The sequence below is a fragment of the Rhizobium sp. NPDC090275 genome, assembly GCF_044772225.1.
Taxonomy (GTDB): domain Bacteria; phylum Pseudomonadota; class Alphaproteobacteria; order Rhizobiales; family Rhizobiaceae; genus Rhizobium.
Map to the genome: position 1 here is coordinate 476,615 of NZ_JBIVYL010000003.1, position 19,714 is coordinate 496,328.

Genomic DNA, 19,714 nt, shown 5'->3' on the forward strand with positions numbered 1-19,714 from the left:
CTTTCAAGGGAAAACGATGCCCCCAAGCTTTGGTTCCGGCTTTCGCCCGGATGAGAACCGCTATAAGAAGACGCCTCACGGAAATGGAAGCGACTGATGGCACTGCGTGATCGATTCTCGAAAAAGCTGACCTGCCCGCAATGCGGCAATAGCGGCTTTGCCGAAGCCTCCGAGACGGACGATCCGAAGCGCAAGCATCCGGGCTTCAACATCGACCAGCTGCCGCGCGGGCTTTTCGTCCAGCGCCAGACCAATTTTCAGGAAACCAGTGTGATCAAATGCGAATGCGGCCGCAAGTTCGCCTTCCGCACGCTGGCGGAAGCCGCATCCGGCCGTGACTGAACGGGACTAGAACCGCTCCAGCACCTCGATAAAGGCATCGGCGAACTGCGCGATATGGGCGGTCTCCGGCGCCGGGCTCTCCATGCGGATATCGGTGCCGTTTTGGTCGAGCACCGCAAGCACGATCCGCATGTCGGTGGAAGCGGACGGGATACGCAGCACCGCGATCCGCTTGCAATCGTCGATCAGCCCTTCGGCAGGCAGATCGAACAGGAATTCGCCGCCGCTCTTGCCCGCTGCCGTGCGCACCGCATCGCAAAAGTCGCTGTCGCCATCATAGCTTTCGAGCGAAAGCTCAAGCTCCAGAAGCTCCATCGGCAGAAGCGGATCGCTCGCATCAGCCCCGGCAAGCGTCGGCATGGGGCTTTCCACTGCAAGCTCGGATGCGATCATTGCTCTTCTCCTGTTCGTCCGTGACCGATGAACATGCTGCAACTGCGGGAAAACAACTCAATATCAGAAAATGCTCAAGTAGGCCATGCCCGCTTTGGTGGTCTAAAACGTGGGTTCATCGTGGATTGGACACGCTCGCGTAAGACAACAGTTTCAATTTAGGCGAATCTTGCACTAAACAAGTGCTTGGGCGATTTGCGCGTTCATGCGGGACGCGCCGCTTGCGACTAACCGGTAAGTTTGATGGCAATCCGTTTCGACCGCCCCATTTCCAGTGCCGCCCGCTTTTCCAGGCGGTTCGCGGCCTTTGCGCTGGTCTTGTGCCTGGCGGCGCTGATCGGTCACCGCTTCGCCGGCCTCGCCACGCCCTATCTCGTCCTCATCCTCATCGTCGCCACCGGCTTCAGCATCCTGGCGGCAGTGCTCGCCGCAGCCGGCCTGCGCAGCCTGTGGCTGACGGGCGCGGAAGGCGGGCATGATGCGCTGAAGGCGCTGATCTTCGCGGCATTGCCGCTTTTCATCGGCGGGCTGGCGGTCGAGCGCTATCTCAGCATGCCGGTCATCTACGACGTCTCCACCGATCCCGTCTCCGTGCCTGACTGGCTGAAGACCCCAAGCGCCGACCAGATCTGGCTGAAGCGGGTTCCGGTGACGCCGGAGGATCGCGAAAAGCAGCTGGAAGCCTATCCGGAACTCACCGGCCGCCGCTACGACGGCGCCATCGACCGCGTGCTGGAAGCCGTCAAGAAGGTCGCCAAGCTGAACGGCATCCGCATCACGCGCGCCGAAGGCGACAGCGTGCCGACCCGCGACCCCGAGGACAAACCGGCAGGCAAGGCCCAGCCCCAAGCCCAGCCGCAAGTCGCCGACAACACCGCCGTTCCCGACGAGGCCCCCGACGTCGTGCCCGTCCCAACGCCGCGCCCCTATGACGACGACGTCGCCCAGTTGATCCGCCGCGCCAATGGCGTGACGCTGCAGGGCGAGACGCGCACGCTGGTTCTCGGCCTGCGCTTCGACGTCATCATCCGGTTGCGCGAAGAGGCCGAGACCACCTTCGTCGACGTCCGCGTCGCCTCCCGCTACGGCCCCTCCGACCTCGGCTTCAGCGCCGATATCGCCGAGGATTACCTGAAGGCGCTGGACGCGGAACTGCTCGGCATCGCCGGCAGCTAATCGAGCCGCCTTCCGTAGGCCTATCGCGCCATACGATACGACCCCAAAAGCGCTGGCGGGCCATCGGTCTCGATTTCGCCGCGCTCGATCAGATCCTCGATATGCGCCAGCACGGAAAGCGCCGCCGCACCGTGCAGCCGCGGATCGGTGTCGCGGTAGATGACTTTCACCATGTCGGGGATATTGGTATCGCCGGCCCTGATCCGCCCCAGCACCGCGCGCTCGCGCATCCGCCTGTGCGTCTTCAGCGCCCGCATGAAGGAGATCGGCTTGCGCACCGGGCCGCCATGGCCGGGCAGAAGCAGCCGGTCGCGCCGTGCGATCAACTTGTCGAGCGAGGCCATGTAATCGGCCATCGAGCCATCCGGCGGCGCGACGATCGAGGTTGCCCACGCCATGAGGTGATCGGCTGAAAACAGGATGCCGGTCTCATCAAGCGCGAATGCCATGTGATTGGCCGCGTGCCCAGGCGTATGCACGCCCGTCAGCCGCCAGCCATCACCCTCGATTGCCTCGCCATCGGCGAGCGCGATATCGGGACGAAAGGCCATGTCGGAGCTCTCGGCGAAGGGATTGGTCTCCCCCGCATGCAGCGGCCGCGCCGCCCGGTGCGGCCCCTCGGCGACGACGATAGCCCCCGTCGCCCCCTTGAGCCGGCGCGAGAGCGGCGAGTGATCGCGATGCGTATGCGAGACGAGGATATGCGTGACCTCGCGCCCCTTAAGCGCTGCCATCAGCGCCGAAAAATGCGCATCGTCCTCAGGACCGGGATCGATCACCGCGACGGAGCGGTCGCCGACGATATAGCTGTTGGTGCCGTGAAAGGTGAACGCGCTCGGATTGTTGACCGTGATCCGCTGAACGCCGGGTGCTACCGGCACGGCCTGGCCATAGGCGGGCTCGAAGGCGCGATTGAAGTCTGGATTGGCCATGTCGTTCCTGCGGTCGTCCACCCGGTCGTATCCGGTAACGACCTACTTGTACTCGATCTCGATGAAGGACATCGGCTTGTCGCCGGCATTGACGACATTGTGTTCGGTGCCCGCATCGCGCCGATAGGCAGCACCGGCTGCGATATCCACGCGCCGGCTGTCGCCGTTTTCCTCGATCAGAAACTGGCAGTCCGTCATCGGCACCACGACATAGCCCATCCCATGCGTATGCACGCCGGTATCGGCGCCGGGCTCGAAGTCCCAACGGGTGATCTTGACGACGGCGTCGTCGAGGAGGAGCGTGGCAAGGGCAGGCGGGCGGGCACGATACTGGCTCATTGTCACTCCGAAGCGGTAGGGTCTGAGAAGAGACCTAGCACGCGCTCGGAAAGAGCGCACAGAAATATGCTCGCCCCGAAACTTAATGATTGTGACGTTCACGGACCTTTGCTAATCAGGCGACGCAATTGGCAAGCGTTTCTCGCTGCCAGTCTCTGGTGGGGCGTCGCCAAGCGGTAAGGCACCGGTTTTTGGTACCGGCATTCCCAGGTTCGAATCCTGGCGCCCCAGCCACTGAGATCCTTTTCATCCAATAAATCCCTGAACGCGATTGCGCTTCGAGCACGTACGCTTTGCCGTGGTGACACTTGTCCACCAAAAACAAAAAAGGCGGAACCTGCGTCCCGCCTTTCGTATCTCTCGCCCTCGCTGCGCCTTACTGCGCGGCCGGCTGGGCAGGCGCCAGGAATTCGGCGCAGTAGGAGGGACCGTTCACGCCGGGGATGTCGCCGGCGACCTTGATGCTGCGGATCGTGTAGTCCGAGCTGGTGGTAATGGTAACCTGGCAGCGCAGGTACTGCTTGCGGGCGGGCGAAATCTGCTTGCCGCGCTTGCCCTCAGTGCCATCGGCGTATTTCGCCGGAACGGTCACGGTCTTGTAGCCGCCCTTCCAGGTGTAGACGTTGCCGCTGCCATTGTCGGCATCGGTGAGCGGCGGGCCAAAGGCTGCGAAGAACTTGCCGGCGGACTGGCCGACCCAGCGGCTGGAGATCGGATCGGCGGCCGTTGGGATGGTCGTGCAGCCTGCCAAGGTGATGGCCAGCGCTGCGGCTGCGAAAGTGCGGAGTTTCATGGTGTCGTCCCTGGATTTGTCGCGCATGCGGCGGCGGGAATCACTGCCCCTGCAGCGTTTCAGCCTGTCCTGACAGCGCTTTAGCGCGGAACCCGGCAAAAGAAAATCAGCTCTTTTTCGCGATTGCAAAATTTGCGGTGGGTGTGGCTTTTTGCTCTCGCGCAAGCCCGGGCGCGCTTGCCGCCGCCGCCGTCATAAAAATGCAACCCGCTTTGGATTTTGGTGCTTGCGCAAGCCGTTGGGCCGGTCTATAGAGGCGCCGCTGGTCACGGAGTGTAGCGCAGTCTGGTAGCGCACCACGTTCGGGACGTGGGGGTCGGAGGTTCGAATCCTCTCACTCCGACCAGCTGAAAATCCCGGTATTGCAGGATTTTCCACCCGATCCCGACTTTTTCAGAATACATCGCTCTGTCGCAACGGACCGACAGCGGACCGTTTCGCTGTCTGCTCACATCAGCCTCTTTGGCTCTTGCTCTTACGGCGTGACCTGCGCAGGCTGGCGATCCGGCGTCTGATTGTCGGCAACCTTGTTACCGTAGCTTGCGCGATAGGTCCCGTCCGTCCCGGGGAAGAGGGTGTATTCCACGCCTTTGACGACAACCGTTTCGATCGGCACCGGCGCGCCATCGCGCGTCAGCGCCAGAAGCCGCCCGCCGTCCGTTGATGATGGAAGCATCGCGGTGAGCATGCCATGTGTTCGCTGGTCGCCGACGATCGTGAAGGCGAGGTGTTCGCCGTCCCATTGCTGGTTGAGAACGTCGGTGCGCGAGCGGCCGTCCAACCAGTCCAGCATCTGCCGTGCGGAGACCATGGGGACATCGTATTTTTGCGCCAGCCCCATCAGGAATTTATCGAAATCGTTGTGGAAGTCGTAGTGCGTGCCGAACGCGCCGAAGAATTGCTCAGGGCCGAGCGCCCGCTGGAAAAGACCCTCGACGGCCGCGCGTTGGTCGTTGAACACCTCATCCACCAGATGCGTTTCCTGCTGGTAGACATTGATCAGCTCTCCCTTTTCGGTACTGAACCGCATCGGAATGCCCGAACCCGTCATGAAGCCGGCGCGGCCGTTCACCCAGGCCGTCGGCCAGTAGTAATAGTTCATGTCGAAGCGAATGCCCCAGTCCCGGCCGATCTTCGGCTGCGAGCTGTAATCGCTCCACACGATGCAATGCAGCCGGCTCGCCTCTTGCACCGGCACATCGGGATAGGCGGAGCGGAAGCGCAGGATGTCGTTTGCGAAGGCGAGGTCGAGCGACGCGGTCGACCAGTTCTGGCAATAGGTGCTGGCATGCGAGCCGAGATCGAAGCCGGCCGCCGCATAATCCTTGGCCGCATGCGCGCTCAGCCCCGAATCGGCGTAGAGCCAGGAGGTTGCGCGTGCGCACTCCCATTTCGATACGTCGCAATTCTTGGCGTCCAGCGAGAGCATATGCTCGAAGGAGTCTCGCGTCCCGCGTTCCGTGCCATGGTCGTCGGCGGCCATGACCAGCACCGCCTTGTAGTGCTTCGGGAAATACCAGAACCGCGGTATCGGCGCGCCGTCGCGCTGCATGTGCTCGATCAGGTTGGTCAGCAGCCGCATCTGCTCGTCGGCCTGCGGGATGTGCACGCGCGCGATATCGACGAAATCTGGCTGCGGGTCGTTGGCGGCCTGGCCATAGAAGAGATCGTTCGGCCGTATCGGCGCAAGCCCGTCGCGGTCCTGTCCCGCCCATTGCGGGTTGCCCTGCCGGGTCAGCACCACCGATTGCGGCAGGTCGAAGGTAAACGCGGCGACCTCTCCTCCCGCGTTGCCGACGCTTCGAAGCGTGAGGGCCGGCATCGGGTTCTTGTCAGTATGGCTCGAAAGCGTGGCGAGCGTTCCGGTGTCGCCCTCGGCGATATACGGCTGGGCAACACCGTGGAACCTGAGATCAGCAACAATACCCCGTCCGGGCGCCCGGCTGGCATCGATCGACAGTTCTCCTTCGGAAAACGGCGCGCCCTCCGCGCGCAGTCCCGCGAGTTCAGCCAGGGCGCCGGTGGGCCGGATCGTGATCAGATGGCCGCCGCCATCAACCCAGCTCCCAACCGCCGATGACGACGTGTCCGGCATCCGCCCCGCGACAATGACGAGCCGATGCTCGGCAAGTGTGGCGGCAAGATTTGCGGATTGCAGCGCTGAACCTCCGATCGTGCGGAAATTCGTAAAGCCCTCGGCGCGCAGCATCTCCGAAAGATACGGCCCGAACGGTGCATCCTCGCCAAGCGCAAGCAGGATCGGCCCGCCGCGGCCCTGATCGAGCGGCGTCTTTTTCAGAACTGAGAACGTCCAGTCAAGGGCGGGGCGCCCGTGCAGGGAACTGCTGACATGAATGTCGCCCTCGGGCAGCGGCCGATAGCTGCGGAAGATCACGGCGGTGCGCTGCGCGTTGACCTCGACCGCGCCTGCGACATCCATCTTCGAGCCGTCGGGTCTTTGGGCCCTTACGTCGAGCACCATTACCGACGGGTCGATGGGTCTGCTGAAGGCGATCTGGATGCGCACGCCGGCAATATTGACCGAGCCGGGCAGGGGGTAGGTCGACGTCACCTCCGGTGCACGTTTCGTTACGGCAGACACACCGGCAGCGGCGGCTGCGATGAGCAGGCAAAAGACGACAGTTCCTATGATTTTCTTCACGGGCCGTATCTTCCTCGATGTACTCTGCGTCGTGCACGCAATGCCAGGGCCGGAATGAAGCCGGCCACGCTCTGCCGGAGTGGCAGCGCATCATGGGAAGGCGTCGTTTGCATATGAAAAGAAGCATCATTCGTCGGCATCCCCGCTGCCGACGCCCACAAAAAACGCCCTGCTCAAACTGATATCTTGAGAAAAGCAGTTTTGAAATTACGCCCTTCGCAGACTGGCACTACCGCTAAAAGCTGATTTTTAGCAATCTCTGATTGTTTTCCGATTGTTGCGATCAATGGTTTTGAGCCGAAAATCGCGCTGAAGTGGTGTGGGCAGCGAGCTGGCGCCCGTCCCGGTCACCATTTCGAGGAAGTGGATGTGCAGCCGCCTTGCCGTGCCGCCATGAACCAAAGGCAAGGTGTTGGGGTCAATTCCGTCGCCCGCATGTCGCGGAAAAACTCTTCCGCCAATCCGGATATTGCCTCGCCCGGACGGCGCGCTTAAAGCTTGCTGTCATAGAGTGTCATGAGAAGCGGACCGATGAGCAGAGATTACTATTCCAGCATGGGCGGCCTGCCGCCGCAGACCGATCTTTTGTCGAGCAAGGCTGTGTTCACGACGGCCTATGCCGTCATCCCGCGCAGCGTGATGACCGATATCGTCACCAGCTATCTTCCCCATTGGCAGGGCACGCGCGCCTGGGTGATCTCGCGCCCGATGACCGGCTTCTCCGAGACCTTCTCGCAATACATCATGGAAGTGCAGCCGGGCGGCGGCAGCGACCGGCCGGAGCCGGAAAAGCGCGCCGAAAGCGTGCTCTTCGTCGTGGATGGCGAGGTGACCGTCGATCACGAGGGCGCCACGCATGTGCTGCGTCCCGGCTCCTTCGCCTTCCTGCCGGCCGGCTCGAAGTGGACGCTCTGGAACAAGGGCGCTGCTACAGCCAAGTTCCACTGGATCCGCAAGGCCTTCCAGCCCGTCGAAGGCTTGGAGCCGCCACCCGCGCTCTTCACCCATGAGGACCAGAACCCGCCGCAGTCGATGCCCGATACCGACGACGTCTGGGCGACCACCCGCTTCATCGACCCGTCCGACCTGCGCTACGACATGCATGTGACCATCGTCACCCTCGAGCCCGGCGGCGTCATTCCCTTCATGGAAACCCATGTGATGGAGCACGGTCTTTACGTGCTCGAGGGCAGGGCGGTCTATCGGCTCAACAAGGATTGGGTCGAGGTCGAGGCCGGCGATTACATGTGGCTGCGCGCCTTCTGCCCGCAGGCCTGCTACGCCGGCGGCCCCGGCCGCTTCCGCTATCTGCTCTACAAGGACGTCAACCGGCACATGCCGTTGTTCTAAGCGGAGGCAGCGTCGATGACGGCATCGATCGAGATCAGGCGGGCCCAAGCGGCGGATGCGGCGGCACTCAGCCATTTCGCCGCCCGCCTGTTCCGCGCGACCTATGGCGAGGATACGCCGGCCGCCGATCTCGAAGCCTATGTCGAAAAGTCCTTCCGGCCGGATATCCAGGCCGCCGAGATCGCCGATCCCGGAGCCGCCGTCTTCCTGGCGACGGACGGCGACACGCTTGCCGGCTACGCCTACCTCGTCGTCTCGCCATCCACTGCCGATGCCAGCCTGCTCAGCCGCATCTACATCGACGCCGCCTGGCGCGGCCAGGGCCTCGCCAACCGCCTGCTCGACGCTGTCGTCTCGGAATGTGCGGCGCGCGGCGTGGAGCGCCTGCAATTGACGGTCTACGAGAAAAACGCCCGCGCCATCGCCTTCTACAACAAGGTCGGCTTTACGCCGGTCGGCAGCACGACCTTCACGGTGGGCGATGACGTGCAGAGGGATATCGTGATGGAACGCGCGACGCGCTAGCGTCTGTCGTCAAATATCGCTCGCCGCATAAGGCCAGCGCCGCACAGCCTGCGCCGCCGTCATCCGCCGAATCTCCCCGCCACCGACGAGCCGCCGCAACACCCGGCCATCGATCACGACCAGGCTGCTCATGATCAGCGTCATTCCCGCAAGCTCGAACATCCGCAGCCGCTCGCCGAGAAAGAGCGCGCCCAAGAGCGTGGCGCTCACCGGCACCAGCAGCGTCACCAGCGAGGCATTGGTCGCGCCGGCCGAGGCGATGAGGCCGAAATAGAGGATGAAGGCAAGCGCCGTGCACAGGAGACCGAGGATCGCGATTGCCACCCATGTCGAGCCGCTCACGGGGATGATGTTATCAGGCGCGCAGAAGATGGCGACAACGGGCAGCATCAGCAGGCTTGAGACCGTCAACTGGCCGGTGGCGATCACCTCGGCGCCGATGCTGCGGAAGCGCCTCGCAAGCACGACGCCGAACGCATAGGAGATGGAAGCGCCGATGACGGCGAGCTTGGCCCATAGCGGGCCGTCGAGATTGGAGATCAGGCCGGGGCCGATCAGCACCGCAGCACCTGCGATGCCGAGCGTGATGCCCGCGAGTGCCGTGACCGACAGCCTCTCGTCCTTCGCAAGCATCGTGGCGACGAAGATCGTCCAAAGCGGCGTCGTTGCGTAGAAGATCGAGGCGAGCCCGGCGCCGATTTCGGTCTGCCCGGCGAATATAAGCGAAAACGGGATCACGTTGTTCAGCAGCGCCAGGCCGAGGAAGCCGGCCGGGTGCGCCAGCACCGGTGCGAAGGACAGGCCGCGAAGCTTCAGCCAGAGATGCAGCGCCAGGGCCGCGATCGATACCCGGTAGAAGACGAGAGCCAGCGGCGAGATCTCGGAAACGGCGATCCGCCCGATGAAGAACGAACCGCCCCATAGAGCGCCGAGGACCAGTAGCCGGCTCCAATCGCGTGATGACATGGCGTGCCCCGCCGTGACAGGCACGACGATGCTGTGTGACGAGACAGGCCTTACCGGTGTTGCGATGCCACGCATGCCCTTGCCTCCCCAAAAGAAAACGGGGCCGATCGGCCCCGTCTCATGTCGTCGTGTCAGATGTCGCCGCCGGCGTTGGTCCAGAGGTTGGCGGCCTCCGCCGCCGTCATCCGGCGCACTTCCGCTTCGTCGCGGCGGCTGGAAAACAGCTCGCTGGCCATGATCTGGTCGGCGAGGTCGGCCGGCAGGGAAAGGATCACGCGGCCGTCGCCGCTGTGAAGGCCGCTGAGCTCCGAGCGCTTGCCCGTCACCATGCCGCCGGCAACCGTATTGTTGGTCTCCGGATCGATCAGGATGAAGGCGCCCGAGGAGCGGTTCTGCTCATAGGGGTCGAAGATCGCCGCTTCGTCGAAGGTCAGATGCACCTTGCCGATGGCGTTCATGTAGAGCGTCTCGGCCGAGGTCCAGGTGCCGGTCTTCAGCTGCAGCTGCGCGACGGGCTGAACCTGAACGCGCTGGCGGCGGCTGCCGCTCTTCAGCCAGTAGCGCTTGCCGGCCTCGATGCCCTCGGGCTGCAAGGCCACGATCTGCGCGTCGAAGGACAGGCCCACCTGCGGCTGGCTGTCGATCGAAACGATCATGTCGCCACGCGCCACATCCACCTGGCGGTCGAGTACCAGCGTGATCGCATCGCCCGCGACCGCCGCATTGCGCACCAGGTCGAAGGTGACGATCTTGGTGACGTTGGCGACCATGCCCGACGGCAGGATCATGACGCTGTCACCCGGCTTCACCGAGCCGCCCGCAACCGTGCCCTGATAGCCGCGGAAGCTTTCGCCCGGGCGCGACACGCGCTGCACGGAGAGACGGAAGCCGACCGTCTGCGACGAGCGCACGGTGGCAAGCTCCAGCGTTTCCACCAGCGTCGGGCCGGCATACCACGGCATCGAAGCCTCGCCGGAATAGACGACGTTCTCGCCCTTCAGCGCCGACATCGGGATCGCGGTGATCTGCTTGACGCCGAGCGAGAGCGCGAATTCGCGGAACTCGTGGACGATCTTCTCGAAACCGGCGCGGTCGTAGTTGGTGAGGTCGATCTTGTTGACCGCGAGCACGAACTGCTTGATCCCGAGCAGCGAGGCGATCGTCGCGTGACGGCGCGTCTGCTCAAGAATGCCGGCGCGGGCATCGACCAAGAGGATGGCGAGATCAGCGGTGGAGGCGCCGGTCGCCATGTTGCGGGTGTACTGCTCGTGGCCGGGCGTGTCGGCAACGATAAAGGAGCGCTTGTCGGTCGCGAAATAGCGATAGGCGACATCGATGGTGATGCCCTGTTCGCGCTCGGCCTGCAGGCCGTCGAGAAGCAGCGCGAAATCGGGCAGGCCGAGATCGTTCTGCTTGCCGGTGGAATCGCGTCGCAGCGTCGCTGCCTGGTCTTCCTTGACGGCCTTGGTGTCCCAGAGCAGTCGGCCGATCAGCGTGGACTTTCCGTCATCGACGCTGCCGCAGGTGATGAGGCGCAACGGTCGCGTGTCGCGCACGGCCTGGGCGGGCTCGGCGGCGGGGGCGGCGATAGCGCTTGCTGTTGCTGCTGCAGTCATCTCAGAAATATCCTTCACGCTTCTTTTTCTCCATGGAGCCGGACTGGTCGCGGTCGATGGCGCGGCCCTGGCGTTCGGAGACAGTGGCAATTTCAAGTTCGGCGATAATGTCGTCCATCGTCGTTGCGGTGGACTTGATCGCACCCGTCAGCGGGAAGCAGCCGAGCGTGCGGAAGCGGATGAAGTCTTCCTGCTTCGTCTCGCCGGGCAGCAGTTCCAGGCGCGGATCGGTCGCATCGATCATCATGCCGTCGCGTTCGACGAAGGGGCGCTTGGCGGCGAAGTAGAGCGGCACGATCGGAATGTTCTCGGCCTGGATGTAGCGCCAGATATCGACCTCGGTCCAGTTCGACAGCGGGAAGGCGCGCACGCTCTCGCCGCTGCGGATCTGGCCGTTATAGATGTTCCAGAGTTCGGGGCGCTGGTTGCGCGGGTCCCAGCGGTGGTCGGGGGTACGGAAGGAGTAGATGCGCTCCTTGGCGCGGCTGGCCTCCTCGTCGCGCCGCGCGCCGCCGAAGGCCGCATCGAACTTGCCGGCGTCGAGCGCATTGCGCAGCGCTTCCGTCTTCATGATGTCGGTGTAGCGGGCCGATCCATAGGTGAACGGCGTGATGTTTTCGGCAGCGCCGCGCGGATTGATATGCTCGATCAGGTCGAGATCATATTCCTTCACTATTCTGTCGCGGAAGGTGATCATCTCCGCGAACTTCCAGCCGGTGTTGACGTGCAGCAGCGGGAAGGGGACGCGGCCGGGATAGAAGGCCTTGCGCGCCAGATGCAGCAGCACCGAGCTATCCTTGCCGATCGAGTAGAGCATCACGGGACGCTCGAACTCGGCCGCCACTTCGCGAAAGATATGGATGGATTCGTTTTCGAGCGCCTTCAGATGAGGGTCGAGCGGCGGCTTGGTGCTCTGCGGATTGCTGAGTTCCGTATCCGGACGGCTATCGGGCATGTCTTACTCCAGACTTCGATCATTCGCAGGCACATGACCTGGAATGCAATGAGACTATGCATCGGGGAGCGCCGGCGGCTGCCGCGCTCTGATCCCGATGCCGGGGGGTTACTGTTGGATGGAAATGGCGGACGCTTCTTCAGCCACATGCAGGCCGCATTCGCGCGTCTGGTCCTGTTCCCACCACCAGCGGCCGGCGCGCTCGGGCTCGCCGGGCTTGATGGCGCGGGTACACGGCTCGCAGCCGATCGACGGGTAGCCGCGCGCATGCAGCGGGTTGATCGGCACGCTGTTGTCGGCGACATAAGCCTTGATGACGTCGATGTCCCAATCGGCCAGCGGATTGACCTTCAGGAGATGGCGATCGGCGTCATATTCGGCGAACGGCGTTTCGGAGCGATTGGCCGATTGGCCGCGGCGCAGGCCGGTGATCCAGATGGTTGCCCCATTGAGCGCGCGCGCAAGCGGCTTCAGCTTGCGCACGCCACAACAGGCATGCCGGGCTTCGACGCTCTCGTAGAAGCCGTTGAGGCCGTATTGCGCCGCATAGGCGTCGATATCGGCCTGTTCGGGCTCGTAGCGGCTGATGTGGATGTCGTACTGCTTTTCCGTCTCGTCGATCAGGTTGAGCGTCTCGGCAAAGAGGCGGCCGGTCTGCAGCGTCACTACGTCGATCGGCAGTCGATGATTGCCGATCTCGGCGGTGATGACTTGGTCTTCGATACCAAGCGACGTCGTGAACACCACTCGCCCACCCAGGCCGGCGACGAACGACAGGCGTTCAGCCAGAGATAGGCTTGCAAGCTTCGTGTTCAGCGTTTCCGCTTCTTCGATTGTATGAGCAACAGTCATGGGAATCCTGTCCTAGATGTTGACAGGAGTATCGCAGCTTGGGGATGGAGAGGACAGAAACAGGCGTTTCGAAAGCGGGCTGGAAAGGAGCAAATATCTCTCCCCGGCCGCTGCAACGCAGAAAAGGCGCCGCGCAGGCGCGCAACAGCGCCCGTGAGCCTTAATGTCTATTGATTTAGTAGTCTAACACGCCGTTTGTCAACCAGAAATGTGTTTTGATGATCGCCATTGTGCATTTTGACGTACATTCGACGGTGCTGAATTGGTCCGGAAGCGCGCGCTCGAAAGCCTTGCCACGCAAGGGTTTTCTCGCTGTTGTTCAAACTCCGTTCATCCCGGCTATGCCATAAGGCAAGATGGAAAATTGCTGCGGGGTGCTGATGGCGCCCTGCCGCGTGTGTATCGATGGTTTGAGATGATTACGCAGAAGGCGAAATACGCGCTCCGTGCGCTGACGGTACTGGCCGAGGCCGATGACGGCGAACCTGTGATGATCTCCGATATCGCGGCGCAGCAGAAGATCCCGAAGAAGTTCCTCGAGCAGATCCTTCTCGACCTCAAGCACCAGGGCATCGTCGTCAGTCGACGCGGCAAGCAGGGCGGCTATCTGCTCCTGAAGCCGGCCGACATGATCACTTTCGGTGAAGTACTGCGCATCATCGACGGCCCGATCGCTCCGCTCCCCTGCCTGTCGATCACCGCCTACCGCAAGTGCGACGATTGCGACGGCGAGCAGAACTGCGAAATCCGCCACGTCTTCGCCAAGGTGGCCGACGCTACCCGCAAGGTGCTGTTCTCAACCACCATCGCCGACGCAGTGGCACCGCGCGGGGCCGAAGTGACGCGGATGCTGGCCTAACGCGCAACGCCGGCCTTAGTGGGCCGGCTCTTCCTGATGTGACGCCTTCTCCGCCGCGCGCCGCGCCCGGATCGTGGCTGCGATGAACACGCGCGACAGGCCATGATAGAGCGGCTCGCGCGACAGGAAGCGCGACGTCACATAGCCGATCATCGACACAGCCATGATCGGGATCACCGCCTCATGGTCGCCGGTCATTTCCAGAATGATCACGAAAGCGGTCATCGGCGCCTGCACGACGCCGGCGAAATAGCCGGCCATCCCAAGGATCGCGGCCAGCGCAATGCTGCTGCCGATCAGCGATCCCACCGTGCTGCCGAAACCCGCGCCGACCGCAAGCGACGGCGCGAAGATGCCGCCGGGGATCCCTGAAATCATCGACAGGAAGCTGGCGAGCAGCTTCTCCACGAAGAAGAACAGCGGCAGCGCATGGCCCTCGACCGCACTGCGCGCCTGCTCGTAGCCGGTGCCGAACGTGTTGCCGCCCGACGCGATGCCGATGACCGCGATCGCCAGCCCGCAGCCGCCGGCGAGAAAGAGCATGCGCTTCAAGGGCTGCGGCTGCGCCCAGCGGCGCACGCGTTGACCGACATGCAGCGCAAGGCCGCTGAAGCCGGCCCCAAGCGCCCCGCCACCGACGCCACAGATGATGACGAGGCCCCAATCGGCCATATGCATCGGCGCGACCGAGGTGGAGCCGAAATAGTTGTAGCTGCCCGACAGCCCGAGCGCGGCGAGACCGGAGAGGATGACGGCGGTCAGCACCAGCCCGTTCGACCGCGACTCGTAGGTGCGGCTCATTTCCTCGATGGCAAAGACGATACCGGCAAGCGGCGTGTTGAAGGCGGCAGCTATGCCGGCTGCCGAGCCCGCCAGGATCAGCCCGCGCGCCTGCGCCATGCCGCCGAAGCGGGCGACGGCCAGCATGATCGACGCGCCCACCTGCACCGTCGGCCCCTCGCGGCCGATCGATGCGCCGGAGAAGAGGCCGAGGACAGTCAGCAGAATCTTGCCGCCGGCGATCCGGAGCGACAGCAGTCGCGTGCGGTCGGCCTCGTCATGCAGGTGGCGCGCCGCGATCGCCTGCGGAATCCCGCTCCCCTGCGAATTCGGAAACAGCTTCGCCGCCAGATAGGCCGACAGCACAAAGCCGGCTGGCGTGCTGATCAGCGGCAAGAGAAAGGACCAGCGCCCCGACGTCGTCACCGCCGAAAACGCCTTCTGCGCCATGTCGGCGAGCTCCGCGAAGGCGACGCTGATCAACCCGATCGCCAGCGCGCCGCACCAGAACACCAGACGCGGACGCCAGAGCGAGAACGAGCCCCGAAACACGCGCGAACGGCGGAGCAGCTTGGATTTGCGGTAGAGAGGGGGCATGTCGGTCACTTGGGGCGTGGGGACAGGATAGGGGGCACCGGTCTTATCTGCCCCGTCGCCCGCGTTTGCAAGCCCTGGCGAATATGCGGGAGATTGCAATTGGGAGATATATGATATACATAGATGATATCTATAAAGTATCGCTATTGGTGGATCCAATGAGAATCCTTGTCGATGTTGGTGAAGATGACCTTCGAGCTCTTGATGCGATCGCCGCCGCCAAGAACGTCTCGCGTGCCTCCCTCATTCGCAAAGCGGTCAGCGGGTTGCTTGAGCAAGACGCGCCCCGTGATCGGAAAGAGGCTTTTGGGCTATGGGGTAACCGTCAGGTCGATGGTCTTGCCTATCAGGAGGAGATCAGGGGCGAATGGTGAAGCCGCTGTTCGACACCAATATCCTCATCGATCACCTGAACGCCGTTCCGCAGGCTGCCCAAGAGATTGATCGCTACGACAGCGCAGCGATCAGCATTATCACTTGGATGGAGGTGTTAGCCGGCGCCCGTCATGACGTTGCCGACGCCACTCGACGCTTCCTAGCCGGATTTCAAGTGATCCCGCTTGAGACATCCATCGCGGAAAGAGCTGTCGCGATCAGGCAGAAATACCGCATCAAGCTCCCCGACGCGATAATATGGGCGACCGCCGATACGAATGCCATGCTGCTCATCACGCGCAACAGCAAGGACTTTCCGGCAGACGCACCCGGGGTGCGGCTGCCTTATGTGATCTAACCCCTACCGGTCACTCACTTCCCAGCGCGGATTGATCCACGGCTCCTGGTTGGAGCGCGGCAGCGGCTGCTTGCCGAGGATGTGGTCGGCGGCCTTCTCGCCAGTCATGATCGACGGGCCGTTGAGGTTGCCATAGGTCACATGCGGGAAGATCGATGAGTCCGCGACGCGCAAGCCATCGACGCCAATCACCCGCGTTTCCGCATCGACCACCGCCATCGGATCATCCTTGGCGCCCATCTTGCAGGTGCCGCAGGGGTGATAGGCGCTTTCCAGGTGCTCGCGCAGGAAGGCGTCGATCTCGTCGTCGGTCTGAACGCTCTCGCCCGGCTGGATCTCGGAGCCGCGATATTGGTCGAAAGCCTGCTGGCCGAAGATCTCGCGGGTGAGCCGCACGCAGTGGCGGAACTTCTCCCAATCCTCGGGGTGGCTCATATAGTTGAAGCGGATCAAGGGATCTGCCTTCGGGTAGGGCGAGGCGAGCGTCACGTTCCCCCGCGATTTCGACAGGTTATAGCCGACATGCACCTGGAAGCCGTGGCTCTTGGCGGCCGCCTTGCCGTCATAGCTGATCGCAACAGGCAGGAAGTGATACTGGATATCCGGCTGCTTCACACCCGGTGCCGAGCGCAGGAAGGCGCAGGCCTCGAACTGGTTGGAAGTGCCGAGACCCGACTTGGTGAACATCCACTGCGCTCCGGCAACGCCCTGCCAGAACCAGGGAAGCCACGAATAAAGCGATACCGGCTTGGTCGAGACCTGCTGGAAATAGAATTCCATGTGGTCCTGCAGGTTGGCGCCGACACCCGGCCGGTCCGCCTTCACCTCGATCCCCATCTCCTTCAGATGCGCCGCCGGACCGATACCCGAGAGCATCAGCAGCTTCGGCGAGTTAAACGACGAGGCCGAGACGACCACCTCGCGGTTGGCCTTGACGACCTCGACCTTGCCGCCGCGTTCGATCTCGACGCCAACAGCCCGGCCGTTTTCGATCACGACCTTGCGCGCAAGGCCATAGACGAGATCGACATTCGCCCGCTTCAGCGCCGGTTTCAGATAGGCCGACGCGGCCGACCAGCGGCGACCCTGAAAGATCGTCTGCTCCATCAGCCCAAAGCCTTCCTGCTTCGAACCGTTATAATCGTCCGTCGCCTCGAAGCCCGCCTGCTTGCCGGCCTCGATGAAGGCGTGGAACAGCGGATTGCGGAAGCCGCCGCGCTGCACATGCAGCGGCCCGTCGGTGCCGCGCCATCCCTCTTCGCCGCCGTGGCTGTGTTCCATTCGCTTGAAATAGGGGAGCACGTCGGCATAGGCCCAGCCATTGGCGCCGAGTGCCTCCCAGCGGTTGTAATCTTCCGCATGCCCGCGCACATAGACCATGCCGTTGATCGACGACGACCCGCCGATCACCTTGCCGCGCGGCGCGGTGATGCGCCGGTTGTTGAGGTTCGGTTCGGGTTCGGAGAGATAACCCCAATTGTAGCGCTTCATGCTCATCGGCCAGGCAAGAGCGGCCGGCATCTGGATAAACGGCCCGAAATCCGACCCGCCCGCCTCGATGACGATAACGCTGTTCTTGCCGTCTTCCGACAGACGATAGGCAAGCGCCGAGCCCGCCGAGCCGGAACCGATGATGACGAAATCTGCCTGCATGGTCATTCCCATATCTCTGGAATTTTGCTACTAATGGGTGTATTGCGGAATGCTATTTTTATGCTGGTCGAATTTATCGCTGAGAGCTATATTGCGATGAAGCAGATTGTCATCACCCGCGAGGCTCAAAAGAGTTTGAGCCTTATGCAACCAAAGCGCCGAGCTGCGATCTATGCAACGCTCGACGCCTATGCCCTCGGCCAGCCTGTCGACATAAAGAAGTTGCAGGGCAGGGACTACTATCGCATCCGCGTTGGTAGGGACCGCGTCATCATCGACGATCAGGGCAGGGTTGTCATGGTCGTCAATGCCGGACCGCGCGGCAGTATCTACAAGGAATAGGACGCGATGGGCGATATCCAGAAGCTGACGATCGACGGGAAGAACTACGTCCTTCTGACTGAAGAAGACTATGAGGACTTGGTCGATGGATTGCAGGCCGACGCCATAATGGCGCGCGTTGCCGCCGGTGAGGAAACCTGGCCCTACGAATTCGTCAAGGAACTCACGGAAAGCGACAGCCGCATCCGCAGTTTTCGCAACTACCGTGGCATGACGATTTCCGAGCTTGCTATCGCCGCCGGGATTTCGCAGCCTTATCTCTCCGAAATCGAGACCGGCAAGAAGACGGGCTCCGTCGATGTGCTGAAGCGCATCGCGTCGGCCCTGAATGTCGATCTCGACGATCTCGTTGTCGGCTGAGTTCATATCAATAAGGCGCCTGAACCGGCCCCATGCCGACATAAACCGTCTTCAGCTCGGAATAGTGCTCCAGCGCGGCAATCGAGTTCTCGCGGCCGAAGCCGGATTGCTTGGAGCCGCCGAAGGGGATTTCGACCGGGCAGAGGTTGTAGGTGTTGATCCACAGCGTACCCGCTTCGAGAAGGTCGACCACCCGGTGAGCGCGGCTCATGTCTGAGGTGAAAACACCCGCCGCCAGGCCGAATTCGGTAGCGTTGCCGCGCGCGATGACTTCCGCCTCGTCCTCGAAATCGAGCACGCACATGACGGGGCCGAAGATCTCCTCGCGGGCGATCGTCATCTCGTCGGTCACGTCCGAAAACACCGTCGGCTGCACGTAGTAGCCTTCACCCGAGACGTTGTTCGGAATGCCGCCGCCGACCACAAGCGTCGCGCCCTCGGCCTTGCCCTTCTCGATGTATTCGAGAACCTTCTCGCGCTGCGCCCAGGAGACCATCGGGCCGATCTGCGTCGCCTCGTTCATGGGGTCGCCGATTACCATCGCCTCGGTGCGCGCCTTCAGCCGCTTCAGGAACTCGCTCTTGATATCCTTCTGCACGAAGACGCGGGTGCCGTTGGAGCAGACCTGGCCGGTCGAATAGAAATTGCCGAGCATGGCGCCGCCCACCGCGCTGTCGATATCGGCGTCGTCGAAGACGATCAGCGGCGATTTCCCGCCGAGCTCCATCGTCACATGCTTGAGATTGCCGGCAGCCGCCGCCGCCACCTTGCGGCCCGTCGGCACCGAACCGGTCAGCGAGACCTTGGCGACATCGGGATGGTTGACCAGTAGCGGGCCGGTGTCGCGGTCGCCCTGGATGACGTTGAAGAGCCCCTTGGGCAGGCCCGCCTCGATCAGGATCTCGGCGATCTTCAGTGCGCCGAGCGGCGTGTTTTCCGAGGGCTTGAAGATCATGGCGTTACCTGCGGCAAGCGCCGGTGCTGCCTTCCAGCAGGCGATCTGCTGCGGATAGTTCCAGGCCCCGATGCCGACGCAAACGCCGAGCGGCACGCGCTTGGTATAGGCGAAATCGCCGCCGAGCGGGATGTAGGAGCCGTTGAGGGCCGCCGCGATCACGCCGCCGAAGAACTCGAAGCTGTCGGCGCCCGAGGTCGGGTCGGCGACGATGGTTTCCTGGATCGGTTTGCCGGTGTCGAGCGTTTCGAGCTCGGAGAGTTCGCGGTTGCGCTCGCGCATGATGTCGGCGGCCCGCTTCAGGATACGGCCGCGCGCCGTCGGGCTCATCGCCGCCCATTCCGGCTGCGCGCGCTTGGCAGCGGCGATCGCCTTTTCGACGATGGCGGGCGTGGCGGCGTAAAGCCGCGCGATGATCTCGCCGGTTGCCGGATAAAGGCTTTCGATCACGGTGCCGGCATCGTCCTCGACATACTCGCCATCGATGAAGTGCGATGCTGTAGGCTGGGCTCTCATGGGTCTATCCTTTTAGCG

At 62.9% G+C, this 19,714-nt stretch carries 21 protein-coding genes and 2 tRNA genes; 11 read left to right on the forward strand and 12 right to left on the reverse strand.

Translation table 11 applies throughout. From position 1 onward, the window contains the following. The first annotated feature begins 96 nt into the window (after positions 1–96). A complete protein-coding gene (locus tag ACIQUB_RS10325) occupies positions 97–342 on the forward strand; it encodes a hypothetical protein (protein ID WP_018899034.1) in 246 nt (81 codons plus the stop codon). 6 nt (positions 343–348) lie between these two features. Here the strand turns inward: ACIQUB_RS10325 and ACIQUB_RS10330 are convergent, their stop codons facing one another. Beyond that, positions 349–735, reverse strand: coding sequence for a hypothetical protein (locus tag ACIQUB_RS10330; RefSeq protein ID WP_047507852.1), 387 nt, complete (start codon positions 733–735; stop codon positions 349–351). 243 nt (positions 736–978) lie between these two features. Here ACIQUB_RS10330 and ACIQUB_RS10335 point away from each other — a divergent pair, with 243 nt between their 5' ends. Then, entirely contained in the window at positions 979–1,911 is a 933-nt protein-coding gene (locus ACIQUB_RS10335) for a DUF1499 domain-containing protein (protein WP_113235649.1), read from the forward strand. Between the two features lie 20 nt (positions 1,912–1,931). Here the strand turns inward: ACIQUB_RS10335 and ACIQUB_RS10340 are convergent, their stop codons facing one another. Both ACIQUB_RS10340 and ACIQUB_RS10345 read right to left on the reverse strand, forming a co-directional pair. After that, positions 1,932–2,843 carry an MBL fold metallo-hydrolase gene (locus ACIQUB_RS10340; RefSeq protein ID WP_402929472.1) on the reverse strand — a complete coding sequence of 304 codons (912 nt, stop codon included), beginning with the start codon at positions 2,841–2,843 and terminating at the stop codon, positions 1,932–1,934. A gap of 42 nt (positions 2,844–2,885) precedes the next feature. Further along, positions 2,886–3,182 (reverse strand): cupin domain-containing protein, encoded by a 297-nt coding sequence (locus ACIQUB_RS10345; RefSeq protein WP_018899028.1) that lies wholly within the window; start codon positions 3,180–3,182, stop codon positions 2,886–2,888. Between the two features lie 159 nt (positions 3,183–3,341). On the opposite strand from ACIQUB_RS10345, the gene ACIQUB_RS10350 reads away from it, so the two are divergent. After that, positions 3,342–3,416 (forward strand) — tRNA-Gln (locus tag ACIQUB_RS10350). Between the two features lie 142 nt (positions 3,417–3,558). On the opposite strand, the gene ACIQUB_RS10355 is transcribed toward ACIQUB_RS10350, so the two are convergent. Then, complete coding sequence (locus ACIQUB_RS10355) at positions 3,559–3,975, reverse strand: hypothetical protein (protein WP_113235707.1); 417 nt, start codon at positions 3,973–3,975, stop codon at positions 3,559–3,561. Between the two features lie 269 nt (positions 3,976–4,244). Here ACIQUB_RS10355 and ACIQUB_RS10360 point away from each other — a divergent pair. Then, positions 4,245–4,321 (forward strand) — tRNA-Pro (locus ACIQUB_RS10360). Positions 4,322–4,450: 129 nt separating this feature from the next. Here the strand turns inward: ACIQUB_RS10360 and ACIQUB_RS10365 are convergent. Next, the gene (locus ACIQUB_RS10365; RefSeq protein ID WP_113235651.1) at positions 4,451–6,637 is read right to left on the reverse strand and encodes an Ig-like domain-containing protein; all 2,187 of its coding nucleotides are present in this window, start codon (positions 6,635–6,637) and stop codon (positions 4,451–4,453) included. Positions 6,638–7,168: 531 nt separating this feature from the next. On the opposite strand from ACIQUB_RS10365, the gene ACIQUB_RS10370 reads away from it, so the two are divergent. Next, complete coding sequence (locus tag ACIQUB_RS10370) at positions 7,169–7,987, forward strand: bifunctional allantoicase/(S)-ureidoglycine aminohydrolase (protein WP_113235652.1); 819 nt, start codon at positions 7,169–7,171, stop codon at positions 7,985–7,987. A 15-nt stretch (positions 7,988–8,002) separates the two neighbouring features. Beyond that, positions 8,003–8,512 (forward strand): GNAT family N-acetyltransferase, encoded by a 510-nt coding sequence (locus ACIQUB_RS10375; protein ID WP_113235653.1) that lies wholly within the window; start codon positions 8,003–8,005, stop codon positions 8,510–8,512. Between the two features lie 9 nt (positions 8,513–8,521). On the opposite strand, the gene ACIQUB_RS10380 is transcribed toward ACIQUB_RS10375, so the two are convergent. From ACIQUB_RS10380 to ACIQUB_RS10395, 4 genes are all read right to left on the reverse strand, one after another. Further along, positions 8,522–9,553: a DMT family transporter gene (locus ACIQUB_RS10380; RefSeq protein WP_402929377.1), complete on the reverse strand. Its 1,032-nt coding sequence runs from the start codon at positions 9,551–9,553 to the stop codon at positions 8,522–8,524. Positions 9,554–9,609: 56 nt separating this feature from the next. Then, complete coding sequence (cysN, locus tag ACIQUB_RS10385) at positions 9,610–11,094, reverse strand: sulfate adenylyltransferase subunit CysN (RefSeq protein WP_047507833.1); 1,485 nt, start codon at positions 11,092–11,094, stop codon at positions 9,610–9,612. Between the two features lies 1 nt (position 11,095). Beyond that, the gene (gene cysD / locus ACIQUB_RS10390; RefSeq protein ID WP_018899021.1) at positions 11,096–12,049 is read right to left on the reverse strand and encodes a sulfate adenylyltransferase subunit CysD; all 954 of its coding nucleotides are present in this window, start codon (positions 12,047–12,049) and stop codon (positions 11,096–11,098) included. A 108-nt stretch (positions 12,050–12,157) separates the two neighbouring features. Then, positions 12,158–12,901, reverse strand: coding sequence for a phosphoadenylyl-sulfate reductase (locus ACIQUB_RS10395; RefSeq protein WP_112982156.1), 744 nt, complete (start codon positions 12,899–12,901; stop codon positions 12,158–12,160). A gap of 415 nt (positions 12,902–13,316) precedes the next feature. Between ACIQUB_RS10395 and ACIQUB_RS10400 the strand changes: the two genes are divergently transcribed. Further along, positions 13,317–13,760 carry an Rrf2 family transcriptional regulator gene (locus tag ACIQUB_RS10400; protein ID WP_026283096.1) on the forward strand — a complete coding sequence of 148 codons (444 nt, stop codon included), beginning with the start codon at positions 13,317–13,319 and terminating at the stop codon, positions 13,758–13,760. A 15-nt stretch (positions 13,761–13,775) separates the two neighbouring features. On the opposite strand, the gene ACIQUB_RS10405 is transcribed toward ACIQUB_RS10400, so the two are convergent. Next, complete coding sequence (locus ACIQUB_RS10405) at positions 13,776–15,137, reverse strand: chloride channel protein (RefSeq protein ID WP_402929378.1); 1,362 nt, start codon at positions 15,135–15,137, stop codon at positions 13,776–13,778. A gap of 110 nt (positions 15,138–15,247) precedes the next feature. On the opposite strand from ACIQUB_RS10405, the gene ACIQUB_RS10410 reads away from it, so the two are divergent. Next, positions 15,248–15,511 (forward strand): ribbon-helix-helix protein, CopG family, encoded by a 264-nt coding sequence (locus ACIQUB_RS10410; protein WP_402929379.1) that lies wholly within the window; start codon positions 15,248–15,250, stop codon positions 15,509–15,511. Continuing rightward, complete coding sequence (locus tag ACIQUB_RS10415; protein ID WP_113235654.1) at positions 15,505–15,870, forward strand: type II toxin-antitoxin system VapC family toxin; 366 nt, start codon at positions 15,505–15,507, stop codon at positions 15,868–15,870. The genes ACIQUB_RS10410 and ACIQUB_RS10415 overlap by 7 nt, the downstream gene beginning before the upstream one ends. Positions 15,871–15,873: 3 nt before the next feature. Here the strand turns inward: ACIQUB_RS10415 and betA are convergent, their stop codons facing one another. Continuing rightward, complete coding sequence (betA, locus tag ACIQUB_RS10420) at positions 15,874–17,523, reverse strand: choline dehydrogenase (protein WP_113235655.1); 1,650 nt, start codon at positions 17,521–17,523, stop codon at positions 15,874–15,876. Positions 17,524–17,556: 33 nt separating this feature from the next. Between betA and ACIQUB_RS10425 the strand changes: the two genes are divergently transcribed. Together ACIQUB_RS10425 and ACIQUB_RS10430 are read left to right on the forward strand one after the other, a co-directional pair. Then, a complete protein-coding gene (locus ACIQUB_RS10425; protein ID WP_402929380.1) occupies positions 17,557–17,865 on the forward strand; it encodes a type II toxin-antitoxin system RelE/ParE family toxin in 309 nt (102 codons plus the stop codon). A gap of 6 nt (positions 17,866–17,871) precedes the next feature. After that, positions 17,872–18,225, forward strand: a complete 354-nt coding sequence (locus ACIQUB_RS10430; protein WP_113235656.1) for a helix-turn-helix transcriptional regulator — start codon at positions 17,872–17,874, stop codon at positions 18,223–18,225. A gap of 7 nt (positions 18,226–18,232) precedes the next feature. Here ACIQUB_RS10430 and betB read toward each other — a convergent pair whose 3' ends face one another. Beyond that, positions 18,233–19,696 carry a betaine-aldehyde dehydrogenase gene (betB, locus tag ACIQUB_RS10435; protein ID WP_113235657.1) on the reverse strand — a complete coding sequence of 488 codons (1,464 nt, stop codon included), beginning with the start codon at positions 19,694–19,696 and terminating at the stop codon, positions 18,233–18,235. Positions 19,697–19,714 lie beyond the last annotated feature (18 nt).